Source organism: Acidovorax sp. HMWF018 (assembly GCF_003061035.1).
Lineage (GTDB): Bacteria > Pseudomonadota > Gammaproteobacteria > Burkholderiales > Burkholderiaceae_C > Acidovorax > Acidovorax delafieldii.
On record NZ_QAIM01000524.1, the window covers coordinates 1 to 13,238 of the forward strand.

General features: G+C 56.2%; 9 protein-coding genes and 2 pseudogenes. 6 read left to right on the forward strand and 5 right to left on the reverse strand.

The window, feature by feature from the left end:
• Nucleotides 1-123: 123 nt before the first annotated feature.
• Nucleotides 124-957 carry a hypothetical protein gene (locus DBR23_RS29425; protein ID WP_158276482.1) on the reverse strand — a complete coding sequence of 278 codons (834 nt, stop codon included), beginning with the start codon at nucleotides 955-957 and terminating at the stop codon, nucleotides 124-126.
• Between the two features lie 557 nt (nucleotides 958-1,514).
• A pseudogene (locus DBR23_RS22220) lies at nucleotides 1,515-2,501 on the reverse strand (IS3 family transposase); the annotation flags it as partial.
• On the opposite strand from DBR23_RS22220, the pseudogene DBR23_RS22225 reads away from it, so the two are divergent.
• A pseudogene (locus DBR23_RS22225) lies at nucleotides 2,500-3,150 on the forward strand (IS5 family transposase); the annotation flags it as partial. The pseudogenes DBR23_RS22220 and DBR23_RS22225 overlap by 2 nt on opposite strands.
• A 60-nt stretch (nucleotides 3,151-3,210) precedes the next feature.
• Here the strand turns inward: DBR23_RS22225 and DBR23_RS29750 are convergent.
• The 3 genes from DBR23_RS29750 to DBR23_RS22235 form a co-directional block, all read right to left on the reverse strand.
• Nucleotides 3,211-3,381 carry a hypothetical protein gene (locus tag DBR23_RS29750; RefSeq protein WP_158276483.1) on the reverse strand — a complete coding sequence of 57 codons (171 nt, stop codon included), beginning with the start codon at nucleotides 3,379-3,381 and terminating at the stop codon, nucleotides 3,211-3,213.
• Between the two features lie 76 nt (nucleotides 3,382-3,457).
• Nucleotides 3,458-3,961 carry a nuclear transport factor 2 family protein gene (locus DBR23_RS22230; RefSeq protein WP_233250668.1) on the reverse strand — a complete coding sequence of 168 codons (504 nt, stop codon included), beginning with the start codon at nucleotides 3,959-3,961 and terminating at the stop codon, nucleotides 3,458-3,460.
• 63 nt (nucleotides 3,962-4,024) lie between these two features.
• Nucleotides 4,025-4,639, reverse strand: a complete 615-nt coding sequence (locus DBR23_RS22235; protein WP_158276484.1) for a TetR/AcrR family transcriptional regulator — start codon at nucleotides 4,637-4,639, stop codon at nucleotides 4,025-4,027.
• Between the two features lie 107 nt (nucleotides 4,640-4,746).
• Between DBR23_RS22235 and DBR23_RS22240 the strand changes: the two genes are divergently transcribed.
• The 5 genes from DBR23_RS22240 to DBR23_RS22260 all read left to right on the forward strand — a co-directional run bounded on the left by DBR23_RS22240 (nucleotide 4,747) and on the right by DBR23_RS22260 (nucleotide 12,939).
• Complete coding sequence (locus DBR23_RS22240; RefSeq protein WP_108499606.1) at nucleotides 4,747-5,940, forward strand: efflux RND transporter periplasmic adaptor subunit; 1,194 nt, start codon at nucleotides 4,747-4,749, stop codon at nucleotides 5,938-5,940.
• Nucleotides 5,941-5,960: 20 nt separating this feature from the next.
• A complete protein-coding gene (locus DBR23_RS22245; RefSeq protein ID WP_108499607.1) occupies nucleotides 5,961-9,116 on the forward strand; it encodes an efflux RND transporter permease subunit in 3,156 nt (1,051 codons plus the stop codon).
• 1 nt (nucleotide 9,117) lies between these two features.
• Entirely contained in the window at nucleotides 9,118-10,530 is a 1,413-nt protein-coding gene (gene adeC / locus DBR23_RS22250; protein WP_108499608.1) for an AdeC/AdeK/OprM family multidrug efflux complex outer membrane factor, read from the forward strand.
• 207 nt (nucleotides 10,531-10,737) lie between these two features.
• Nucleotides 10,738-11,370 carry a TetR family transcriptional regulator gene (locus DBR23_RS22255; protein ID WP_108499609.1) on the forward strand — a complete coding sequence of 211 codons (633 nt, stop codon included), beginning with the start codon at nucleotides 10,738-10,740 and terminating at the stop codon, nucleotides 11,368-11,370.
• A 645-nt stretch (nucleotides 11,371-12,015) separates the two neighbouring features.
• Nucleotides 12,016-12,939, forward strand: coding sequence for a sigma-70 family RNA polymerase sigma factor (locus DBR23_RS22260; RefSeq protein WP_255581834.1), 924 nt, complete (start codon nucleotides 12,016-12,018; stop codon nucleotides 12,937-12,939).
• The last annotated feature ends 299 nt before the right edge of the window (nucleotides 12,940-13,238 follow it).

Sequence of the window (13,238 nt, forward strand, 5' to 3'; positions counted from 1 at the left end):
AATTGGACTGAGAGGCATAGGATCTATTCGTTCAAGTCATGAATTCATATTGATTTTCCTGATTTCTTTGGCATTATCATGGTCAGCCAGCCAAGGCAAGCCGACCGCGTAGGCATCGAATTGCTAATCTATTGATCGAGGCTCTGAAAAGCAAGAAAAGCAAAGTACTTCACGACCCAAATGGTCCAACGTCTGCCTCGCTCGAACATGTGTTTCTGAGCCGACTTGCGCAAGTTCTGCCACCTGAACAAGCGGTAACTCGTCTTCTAAATAATGTACATCCAGCACCTTTCTTTCAACCTGCATTAACAAAATCCTCTTGCCCACATCAAACCCAAGCATTCGGCCAAAAAGAGAAATTTGTTTTGGCTCATAAGACGACAAGCTGGCCCGCGGTGCAAATTTTCCCTCCAACTCAATATTTGAACCCAAAAAATCAACGCGGATTGGGGCTTTGATTTTTCTGTTGGCCAAGGTTCGCAAAGCATCTTGTGCAACAGTTTGCACACCCGCCCTTTCGCAGTCTGTTAGTTGATTTTCATCAAAATAATTGGGATCATTCTGCATCGAATAACCCAACATTTTTTGCAACGTCACCCTGATGAGGCGACTCGCTTTCAACCTATCAAAAGCCCCTTCTTCTGCATAACAGAATAACCGCAACTGCAAAATCGCCCCACCGGGTCTACTACGCACAGCCGATTCAATCAACAACAGTTCAGGCTCGCACAAGCGTTCGCTAGCCAATATATTTCTCAGAGCCGCAGCCAGCGAATTCATCTCACCGAATCGCAAATCCGCCAAATCACCTCCGACTTCAACACCTTCCTCATCAATAATCGCAGTTATTTGATTAATTACATTTTGCTCCAAAGTTACAACTAATTCGCCATTCTTTCTTGCCTCGAAGAGCAATGCATTTTCATTCATCACAAATATTCCCAAAATATTAAACAAATTGTGGTCGTAGAATTAAATGCCGCACGACAAACGGCAGCTCGCGACGAAAGCGAGCCAATTAAAATAAGTGTGGTAGCGCTATCGTTTGGATAGGCAATTTGACTGGCCACGCGAAGTGCTCAGCCAGCAGGAAAGCATCGGAACAGCTAAATGCTGTCGATGAAATTAAGCGGTAGACGAACCGTTTGAAAAAAAGAGCCATTAGTGGCGACGTTTCGCCAAAATGTTCTTCTAAATGATGATTGCCGCGTTTCCAGCAACAAACAATTTTAAGTAGCGCGTCGAGCCTAACTCGTCGGCTAATTTATGAGGGGAAATTTCCCCGTTTGAGACGGCTGGCAGTTATGAGCTACTAGCCAATCAAATATAAAGTCGGGCCGTAGAAAGCTGCGACTATGGATAAAACAGGGTTCCCCTGTCCTTGAATGATCGCCATTTGCAGGCGTTCTGGTCGACACACGGCCGACGATTGATTCAATTCTAGCTCGAGGTGGGGTTTTCGCGCCAGAGCTGCTCGATGTAGAGGGGGGTGCGGATAAAAACTTGGACTGGTTTTATGCCGCAAGTCCAAGACTCACCCGGTATTCGATCGGGCTGAGGGCCCCCAGGGAGATCTTGATCCGCTTCCCGTTGTACCAACGGATGTAGTCGTCGACCACCCCAATGAAGTGTTCGATCGTGACGCTCTTCCAGTCCCGAGGATAGAACAGCTCATTCTTCAGCCTACCGAAGAAGCCCTCGCACGCCGCGTTGTCAGGCGAGCAGGCTTTGCGGGACATCGAACGGGTAAGGTTCGCGCCGCTCATTCTCGATAGCCAACCGGGCCAACGGTAGTGCCCTCCGCGGTCTGAGTGGACCACAGGTCGATCGTTGGTCTCTGCCACCGTCTCGATAGCAGCATCTAGCATCGTGTTGACCAGCTCAGCATCCGGGCTCGTGCCAATGGTCCAGCTGACCACCATCCCGTCGAAGCAATCGATGATCGGTGACAGGTAGACCTTGCCTGCGGGGATCTGGAATTGCGTGATGTCTGTGAGCCACTTCTCGTTTGGCGCCGCAGCCTGGAAGTCACGGTTGATGATGTTCTCTGGTGCCGGGCTGATCTCGCCAAGGTAAGAGGCATACCGCCGCCGCTTGGGCTTTGCAATGACCAAGCTCTCTTGCTTCATCAGCCGCTGCACTACCTTCTCGGAGATCGGGCCTTGCTCTCTGGCCAGTGAGGCTTGCAGCCTGCGGTAGCCGTAGCAGCGGTGATTGGACTCGAAGATCTCGGTGATGGATTGGCGCACCTTCACGTACTTGTCTCCGATTGCCGCGCGGGCCCGATGGTAGAAGTACGAGCTGCGCGCAAGACCCAACTGTGCAAGGAGCTCTGGCAGACCATAGTGCTCCCTGAGGGCGTCAATCAGCAGTGTCTTCTCCCGGTTGGACAGGAGTTGCAGATCGACGCCCAGGCCTTTTTTTAGCAGTTCATTGGCCTTGTTCAAGAGGTCCTGCTCAAGGCGCAGTTGCCTGACTTCGTGGCGCAGTATTTCGACCTGCCACAAGCTGGCCGATCAGATCCTGGCCACGGTCAACGCGCTGCTGCAAGCCAAAGGGTTGCAGCTGAAGGCTGGCACGGTGGTGGATGCCACGCTGATTGCAGCGCCTACGTCAACCAAGAACGAAGACAAGGCAAGAGACCCCGAGATGCACCAAAGCAAGAAGGGCAACGAGTGGTACTTCGGCATGAAGGCCCACATCGGGGTGGATGCTGACTCGGGGCTGGTGCACACGGTGCGGGGCACGGCAGGCAACGTCTCGGATGTGCTGGAAGCCAACAGCTTGCTGCACGGGCAAGAGACGGATGCCTTTGGCGATGCGGGTTATCAAGGAGTTCACAAGCGCCCGGATGCCAGGCCAACGGTGCGCTGGCACGTCGCCATGAAGCACTCCAAGCGCAGGCAACTGGACAAGGAACGCCCGGTGCAGGCGCTGCTGGAGAAGGTCGAGCAGATCAAGGCCAGCATCCGCGCCAAGGTCGAGCACCCCTTCAGGGTACTCAAGCAACAGTTCGGATACGTGAAGGTGCGCTACCGGGGCCTGAAGAAGAACACACAGCAGATCGTCACGCTGTTCGCGCTGGGCAACCTGTGGATGGTCAGGCACCAACTGCTGGCGATGGGACAGGTGCGCGTGCAGCGGGCGTAGGGCCTGAAAGAGGGGCGCCCAAGCGCCCAGAAACCGCATGAATGCAGGTCTGTGCAGGCGTCATTGATCGATGACACCGCCTGCGGCAGTCTTGGGCTGGATGAAACACAGCTCAAAGCGATTCGTGCAGACCTTCCCTAGCGCTTCAGATGAGATTTTTTTACGAGCGCTTGTAATCTCTGCATCTAGTTTTTCCTTCTCGGCTAGTAGCTCTTTCAGACTGTTTGTCATTATTCGGATTTATAAGAATGCGGTGACCCGCTGCATTTAGATTAGACGACTTCGCAAAACTGCATCGCAGAAGTTTTTAACGGCGCAAGGCTGGGTCCCAGTGCTCCGCTATTTTTCCATCCTCGATACGGAACATGTCGAACCAAGTTGTACGGTAGGTCTTCGTGGGATCTTTGGGATCTGGATACTCTTTTCCAAAACTTAGAACGACAAGATCTCGCTCAGCCGTAATCGCAACTAACGGGGACTGAATATATGAGGCAATAGGTTGGGGTTTTTTTACCTTGGAGAAGGCCTCAACAAAACCCTTCCGTCCGCTCGGTACATTAGGGTTGTGTTGAATGTACCCGTCAGAGAGATACCTCTCTGCCAAATCCATATGGCCTCCTTCAAACACTTCACGCCAGAAGTCAAACACCAGTCTTTTATTCTTTTCGAGTTGGGCATCACTGCTCTGCAGCAGCTTTGGCTGCTCATTAGCTGACACAAACTTCATTTCAGCATGCACCAGCGGGGCAGTTGAACAGAGCAGCGATGCAGTGATGGCTACGTTTGCAGAAAAGTTCTTGAACCTATTCATGGTCAGTCCTCGCATGTGATGTATACCAGTCAGTGGTTTGCCGAACTATGGCAAGTTTGATAATCAGCTCTTATCAAGGAAAAAGGCTCGAGCAAAAACATCGATCGCCCGACCTGCAGCTTCGCGTGCCTGCAGCTGCGAGATGGCAGGCGCATCGGGTAGGAACCAGCGATGCTGGAACTCTGCATTCACGATAGCACCGAAGTACTGCGCCGCGAGCCACGGGTCCATCACACGCACCTCACGATGGTCCATCGCCTGCTGAAGTAGCTCCGCAACTGCTTGCTGCCCCCTTTTTGGTCCTGACTCATAGAACATTTGACCAATGTCCGAGTCCGCAGTAGCTCCTAGCACCATGCGATGAGCTGCAATGGCTTCGCGGCTGCCCAGAAAAACCAGCAGTTGTTGGGCAAAACCCGTCAATGTCTCTCTAAGGCCCTGCCCCGCGTAACTTTCCAACTCGGAGATCGACGACGCCATGTGACGCTCGCCGGCCGCATGACTGACGGCAAGAAATAGGGCCTCTTTGGATGGGAAGTAGCCATAGATCGTCGATTTCGATCCGCCAATACGCTTGACGATCTCCGACATCGAGGCTCTCTCGAAACCAAGCTCCAAGAACACCTGCGAGGCCACCTCCAGGATTGCCTCCCTCCGAGCTTCGGTGCGCACTTTCACAAAAAACTCCTTAAACGTACTGGTCGGTCTATTTTTCCTTGACATCCGACGGACGTCAATCGGATAATTCAAATACCGTACCGTCTGGTACATTTATAGAGCTAGAAATGACGTTGCTGTCTCGATCGCTTAGGGCGTGTGTTCATGCGCTGCCTACCCTCTCTGTTACCGCAACGGCGGTTGCTTCAGCGCTGGCCATCACCGCGTGTGGCGAAGCACCCCGCCCACCAGATATGGGACTAGGTGGAACACCGAAGGTCAACACGGTCACTTTGGAAGAGCAGCAGCTCGCATTGACCACCGAACTGCCAGGCCGCGTCGCACCTGCTCTGATAGCCGAAGTACGCCCCCAGATAACTGGGCTGGTACAGCAACGCCGGTTCAAGGAAGGGAGTGATGTAAAGGCGGGTGAACTGCTCTACGTGATTGATGCCGCAACCTATAAGGCCAACGTAGACAACGCCCTGGCAGCCCTAACCAAGGCCCAGGCCAACTTGGCCGTCGCCAAACTGAAGGCTGAGCGCTATGGTGAGTTGGTGAAAATCAAGGCGGTGAGCCAACAGGATGCCGATGACGCGCAGGCAGCCTTGCTCCAGGCCGACGCAGAAGTAGAGTCAGCGCGCGCCACTGTTAACAACCAGCGCATCAACCTGGACTACACGCGCATTGCGTCGCCCATCAGCGGACGAATTGGCCGCTCCACAGTTACGCCGGGTGCGCTAGTCACCGCTAACCAGAGCAATGCCTTGACGACGGTGCAGCAGTTGGACCCCATCTATGTGGACGTCACGCAAACGAGCGCTGCATTGATTGGCCTGCGTCGCTCGCTCGGGACCGGTGCGATGAAAAACGGCTCCGCCAAGGTGCGCCTCATATTGGAGGATGGCAGTAGCTATGCCCATACTGGAAAGCTCCAGTTCTCGGACATCACGGTCGACCAGGGAACCGGTGCCGTCACCATTCGCATCGAGTTCCCCAACCCCCAAGGGGAGCTTCTCCCCGGAATGTACGCACGCGCCATCATCGAGGAAGGCGTAATCGAGAAAGCACTTCTAGTTCCGCAGCAGGCCGTTGGCAGGGACGGGACGGGCAAGCCGTATGCCTATGTGGTCAACGCCAACAACGAGATGGAGCAGCGCCCTATCGCCACGGACCGCGCCATCCTCAATCAATGGCTCGTCAAAGATGGACTGAAAGCAGGCGACCGCGTCATCGTTGAAGGTCAGCAGAAGGCACAAACGGGAAAGGCCGTTGAAGCCTTCGCTACCGAATCCCCCACTCCAGCCAAACCGCTGCTGTGATCTGACGCGAAGAAAACACCATGGCGCGCTTCTTTATCGACCGACCCATCTTCGCGTGGGTGCTGGCCATCATCACGATGCTAGCTGGGGTGATGGCAGTTTTGACTCTGCCCATCGCCCAGTATCCAACCATTGCCCCACCAGCCATCGCCATCTCAGCGACTTACCCTGGGGCGTCCTCCAAGACCTTGGAGGACACCGTTACCCAAATCATCGAACAGAAGATGAAGGGTCTGGACCGGCTGTCCTATATCTCTTCGACCAGTGAATCTTCCGGCAGCGTCACCATTACGCTGACGTTCGAGACGGGCACCAATCCCGACACCGCGCAGGTGCAGGTGCAGAACAAGCTCTCGTTGGCCACGCCACTGCTGCCGCAGGAAGTGCAGCAGCAGGGTATCCAGGTCACGAAGTCGGCCAACAACTTCCTCAACGTGCTGGCCTTCGTGTCCGAAGGCGGCAAGATGAGCGATTCCGACCTGTCGGACTACGTGGCTGCCAATGTGCAGGATGCGATCAGCCGCGTTGAAGGTGTTGGCGATACCACGCTGTTCGGTTCCCAGTACGCCATGCGCATCTGGCTGGACCCCAGCAAGTTGAGCAGCTTCAAGCTCACACCGCTGGATGTGAAGACTGCCATCCAGGCGCAGAACGCCCAGGTGTCGGCGGGCCAACTTGGTGGCCTGCCAGCCGTAAAGCACCATGACCTCAATGCCACCATCACGGCCCAGACGCGCCTGAAGACGGCCAGCGAGTTCGAAGAAATTCTGCTGCGCACGCAAGCTGATGGCTCGTCTGTCCGCCTGCGCGATGTGGCTCGCATCGAGCGAGGGAGCGAGAGCTACGCGACGGTCGCTCGCTACAACGGCAAACCGTCTGCCGGCCTGGCCATCAAATTGGCATCGGGTGCCAATGCACTCGACACCGTCAAGGGCATCGACGCCCGCCTGGATGAGCTGAGCAAGTTCTTCCCGCAGGGGATGAAGGTCGTCAAGCCTTATGACACCACCCCCTTCGTGCGCATCTCGATCCAGGAAGTGGTCACGACCCTCATCGAGGCGGTGGTGCTCGTCTTCCTCGTGATGTACCTGTTTTTGCAGAACTTCCGCGCCACGCTGATTCCGACCATTGCGGTCCCTGTGGTTCTGCTTGGCACCTTTGGCGTGCTGGCAGCGTTCGGATACTCGCTCAACACCCTGACCATGCTGGCGATGGTGCTTGCCATCGGCCTATTGGTAGACGACGCCATTGTGGTGGTCGAGAACGTTGAGCGCGTGATGAGCGAGGAAGGTCTGTCTCCTCTTGAGGCGACGAGAAAGTCGATGGGTCAGATCAGCGGCGCGTTGGTTGGGGTGGCTCTGGTGCTGGCTGCGGTTTTCGTGCCTATGGCCTTCTTTGGCGGCTCCACGGGCGTCATCTACCGCCAGTTCACCATCACCATCGTCTCGGCTATGACCCTGTCGGTGCTGGTGGCGATGATTCTGACGCCTGCACTCTGCGCCACCTTGCTCAAGCCCGTGGCCAAGGGCCATGTGCTGACCAACAAGGGATTTTTCGGCGCCTTCAACCGAGCGTTTGACCGCAGCAATCGTGGCTACCAGGGCATCGTTCACCACATGCTTCGCCGTGGTGGTCGCTACCTGATTGGCTACGCCGTGCTGGTGGCCGCCATCGCATTCGTGTTCATGAAGATTCCGGCGGGCTTCCTTCCCGAGGAAGACCAGGGCACGCTGTTCACCATTGTTCAGCTGCCACCAGGCGCTACGCAAGAGCGGACGCTGGATGTGCTGAAGCAGGTTGAACATCACTTCCTGGAAGAACAGAAGGAGGCTGTTGATGCAGTCATGGCCGTGGCAGGCTTCAGCTTTGCCGGTAGCGGACAGAACACGGCCTTTGCTTTCGTGAAGCTCAAGCCTTGGGATCAGCGCACCAAACCGGAGCTCAAGGCAGCAGCCGTCGCGAACAAAGCCATGGGAACGCTGTCAAGCATCAAGAACGCGTCGGTGTTCGCTTTTGCCCCCCCTGCCGTGTCTGAACTGGGTAACGCCAGCGGCTTTGACCTGATGCTGCAAGACCGAGCCAATCTTGGCCACGAAGCTCTCATGCAGGCCCGCAACCAGTTGCTGGATGCTTTGCGTAAAGAGCCGGGCCTAGTGGCCGTGCGCCCGAATGGTATGGAGGATGCGCCACAGCTTCGCCTGGACATTGATGAGCACAAGGTTGGTGCTTTGGGCCTGTCGATGAGCGATGTGAACGAGACCTTCTCGGCCGCATGGGGTAGCAGCTATGTGAACGACTTCATCGACAACGGCCGGGTGAAGAAGGTGTTCCTCCAGTCCGATGCGCCGTTCCGCATGCTGCCTGGTGACATTGACCACTGGTACGTCCGCAACTCCAGCGGTGCAATGGTCCCGTTCAACGCGTTTGCCACAGCGACCTGGACGTCGGGTTCTCCGCGCCTCGAGCGCTACAACGGTGTTCCTTCGGTGGAGATTCTCGGTATGGCCATGCCTGGAGCGCTGTCCAGCGGCCAAGCCATGGAACTGGTCGAGCGGCACGCCGCTGCACTTCCCGCAGGTATCGGCTATGAATGGACGGGTGTGTCTCGACAAGAGCGCGAATCCGGTGGTCAAGCGGGCCTGCTGTACGCCATCTCCATCCTGGTAGTGTTCCTGTGTCTGGCTGCACTCTATGAGAGCTGGTCCGTTCCTTTTGCTGTGATTCTGGCTGTGCCGCTGGGCGTGCTGGGTACCTTGGTAGCCGCACTGCTGACTTGGAAGATGAACGACGTGTACTTCCAGGTGGGCTTGCTCACGACCGTGGGCCTAGCTTCCAAGAATGCCATCTTGATTGTGGAGTTCGCGAAGGACCTGCACGCACAGGGCATGAGCCTCTGGGACTCCGCCATTGCTGCGGCGCGGATGCGGCTGCGGCCCATCTTGATGACATCGCTGGCTTTCATCCTGGGCGTCCTGCCACTGATGCTGAGCTCGGGTGCCGGTGCCGGCGCGCAGAACGCTCTTGGAACGGCCGTGGTCGGGGGCATGGTCTCCGGCACGGTGCTCGCCATCTTCTTTGTCCCACTCTTCTTTGTCTTCGTTCAGAAGTTGTCTGACCGCTGGAAGCCGCGTGCTTCCACGGTATCTGCTGTGCCTGCAACGAACGGAGGCCACTGATATGCGAAATCTCTCGACGTTTTTCCATCTGGCCACGCTGACGGCTGTCATGCTGCTGACCGGCTGTGTCAACTTGGCTCCCGAGTACCAGCGGCCTGCGGCGCCCGTGCCACAGCAGTATTCGACAAGCGACGCCGCGACAACAGCCAGCCCAGCGCCTGCTGTGGCCTGGCAAGACTTCTTTGAAGACGCGCGTCTGCGCGGTCTGATTGAGCTGTCGCTGGCCAACAACCGCGACCTGCGCGTGGCCGCCCTCAACATTGAGAAGGCCAGGGCCCAATACCGCATTCAGGATGCGGCGCGCCTTCCAGCGGTCAACGCCACAGGTAGTGGCTCCGGCGCGCGCACACCAGCCGACTTGTCAAGCACCGGTGCGGCCATGACCAGCCATCAGTACAGCGCAGGTCTGGGTGTCAGTGCCTATGAGCTGGACTTCTTCGGACGCGTGAAGAACCTCAGCACGCAAGCCTTGGAGCAGTACCTTTCAACGGAGCAGGCGCAACGCAGCACCCAGATCAGCCTGATCGCAGAGGTGGCCACCACCTATCTGACGTGGTCTGCCGATATCGACAGACTGGCGTTGGCGCAGGAGACGCTGCGTGCGCAAAGCGAGTCCTACGACCTCACGAAACGTCGCTTCGAGTTGGGCACCGCATCGGCCCTGACACTGCGGCAGTTGCAGACGAGTGTGGACAGTGCGCGCGTGGACGTCGCCCGGTACACCGGCCAAGTGGCGCAAGACCGCAACGCCTTGTCGCTGCTCCTCGGTGCGCCAGTCCCAGATGAGTTCGTGCCTCGCCGACTGGGAGAGTTGCCGGATGCGCTTCCCGAGCTATCCGCTGGTTTGTCATCGGAGCTGCTCCTTCGTCGACCAGACCTGTTGCAAGCGGAGCACGAGTTGAAGGCGGCCACGGCGAGCATCGGGGCGGCGCGCGCAGCCTTCTATCCACGCATCAGCTTGACGGCCTCGGCGGGCACGAGCAGTGCTGAGCTATCAGGCCTTTTCAAGGGTGGATCGGGCACCTGGAGTTTCATTCCGCAACTCAGCCTTCCGATCTTCCACGCCGGCAGCAACCGGGCCAATCTCGACAGCTCCATCGCGTCGCGGGACATTGCGATCGCGCAGTACGAGAAGGCCATTCAGACGGCGTTCAAGGAGGTGGCAGACGCGCTGGTTTTGCGCAAGACACTGGTTCAGCAGTTGGATGCCCAGAACTCGCTGACGGAAGCCAGCGGCGAGGCCTTGCATTTGTCCGATGCCCGCTTCGTGCGCGGAGTGGACAGCTATCTGGATGTCCTGGACGCCCAGCGGACTTGGTACAGCGCGCGCCAGGGGCAGATCACAACCCGTCTGGCCGGCCTGACCAATGGCGTGACGCTCTACAAAGCACTAGGGGGTGGGTGGAATCCTTGAAGAAATGAAATCGCATCAGCCGTCAGGCTGATGCGCCGTCAACTAAACGAATGGACTCCAACAGGAATTCCTGATGATATTTCTTGGATTTTATTTCTTGCCCACTAGTTAATCCCTTCGAAATGTCGGCACTCATAAAACTGCTAGGCACTGGCTTGCCTCAGAAAAGCTGTATGACCCAAGGCACTAGAAAGGTAAGGAACCGCAATGGCCCGAAAAACCCGTGATGAAGCGCAGCTTACTCGCAACTCCATACTGGAAGCCGCGGAGAGAGTTTATTTAGAAGAAGGGGCAGGATGCTCCCTTCAAAGAATCGCAAATGAGGCGCAGGTTACTCGAGGAGCTATCTACTGGCATTTCTCAAGCAGAGGGAATCTCATAAAGTTCATTCGTTTGAGGCTGGAAGGTGGCTGGTCCATTACAAGCTTCGACGCGGAATTTGATATCTGCTCCAACCCATTAACTAATTTACGAGTGATCTCAGAGAGTCTCTTGCTGCAAGCGAGCGGTGATTCCAAAATCCAGCAAATAGTCCGTACATCATCAAAATTAGTGGCATGCAGCCCGAGGACGATAAATAGCTACACAAGTTGCATGAGAAGGGAGTGGCTTCGCGCAATTTCATTGGGGATGGTGCGAGAAGAAATCGATCTTGAAACCGCCATGCTAGGCCTGACAATTATTATTAATGGATCCATAAAGCATTGGATCGATTCAAAACAAAGCTTTGATCTTATCAGCCAAGGCCGAAGCATGGTACAAGCCTACCTTGATGGGTGGCAGCCCAGTCCAATTCGAAGCAAGGTTGCCTTACGCCTAGCACAACAGTTTGTCGATTAAGTGGCTAATGCTTCCCCTGGATATTGCATGAGTAATAAATCCCGCCAGGTACTCCCCAAGGTCATAGGGTCATTTCATTTGAAATTCATTCAAATACTTGTCCTGAAATGCTGTTGCTGAAAGCCGCAGATTTCAGGCAGAGTAGACGTGGTGAAACTCAGTATCATCAAACGATGGATCCTGCGCGAGAAGCAGTCCATCCTTGAGATTTCAAGGCGCACAGGAGCGGAACACCTTTGATCTCTCGGGTTGCATCCTCGCTAGATCGCTAATTCACATAGGGATAATCGCTACGCACGTCACTGGTGTTTCGTTGGGTGCGTCACTGATCTTTAGTTCGTGGTCAACGCGAGCGCTGTAGCTTCGGTGAACGAGAGTCTTGAAGGACGGGACGTGATGCCGTTCCCGGGCGGCAGATCTGCGCCCAAAGCAGACTCTGGAAGAAGCGCTGGTTCAGCGCCCAACAGCAGTCCTTACAACGGCTACCCGCCCAGCAGGGGCGCATGCCGTCGCGCAACGTTTGTAAGACTCCATTACCGTTAGGATTGAGCCGATTCATTCGTGCTCAGTTGAGTTTCGTCCACTCCGTCCGTCGCTGCGTTGAGGTGACGGCTTGGCGGTAGCTGGGATATCTTAGAGGTGACCTTGTCTCCATCGTCTGAACAAGCCTTTTCGCGCTCGCGCCCCAAGCTCATGGCCCTCGGCTATCGAATGCTTGGGTCCTTCGAAGAGGCTGAAGACTTGGTGCAGGATGTATGGCTGCGTTGGCATGATGAAGCCGAAGATCAGCGTGAAGTGGTGCTCGTTCCAGAGGCTTGGCTTGTCACGGTTACCACCCGCATGGCAATTGACCGCTTGCGTGCTGCCAAGCTACGACGGGAAGCCTATCCGGGCCTCTGGCTTCCTGAGCCACTGATCAGCGACGGTCCAGCCTCCCCGGAGCAAATCCACGAAATCGCCGATGACGTTTCCGTCGCCTTCCTGGTGCTGCTCGATTGCCTGACGCCAGAGGCACGCGCTGCGTTCTTGCTTCGGGAGGTCTTTGACGTCGACTACGAGCATGTAGCCGCAGCCATCGACAAGAGTGAGGCGGCATCCCGTCAGATCGTGCATCGTGCAAAGCAACGGCTGGCGGCAGCGCGCGGCTCAGAGCAGCAGCGGTCGCGAACGCCGCCCAAGGAGCAGTACGCACTTCTGCATCGTCTGATACAGGCCATCATGGACGGTGATTTCAGCGGGATTCGCGCCCTGTTGGCCGAAGAGGCAGCCCTTGTGGGCGACTTTGGCAATAAGGGGCCAAGCTTGCGCCACCCCTTGAGCGGCGCCCAGCGTATTGCCCAACTGTATTACGCGCACTACCTACGGCATGGCAGAAACATGCGACTGGAACTGGCCTTCTTGAACGGTGAATGGGCTCTCTTGCGCTATCTGCAAGACGAACTAGAGTCCGTCCAGGCCTTTGAGTTCGAAGGTGGTCGCATCACGCATGTGCGGATACAGCGCAATCCTGAGAAGTTAGCCAGCCTCAAACGCTACAGCGACATGCTGACAGCGCCGAATCCTCACTGATCGAACCCGTCCGAGGAGCAAAACAACGCTCGCAGCGCGCGGTTGTTCGCCGCGATTTTCTTCAACAGGTGTCACAGAGCCCTCATGTCAAACGTCTTGTGAGCAGGAGGTCGCGGTCGGCCTCCGCCCCTCATTGACATAGAAGGAATCTGATCTATGAATCGCGCTGTATGGTTTCAAACCTCCCCTGAAGGTGCCAAGGCTGGGCTGCTGCCGGTTCCGTTGACACCGACCTAAGCTTCTTGAGCTTTCTCGAACTGTACGGGACTGAGATAGCCGAGCGTCGAATGCCGGCGCGT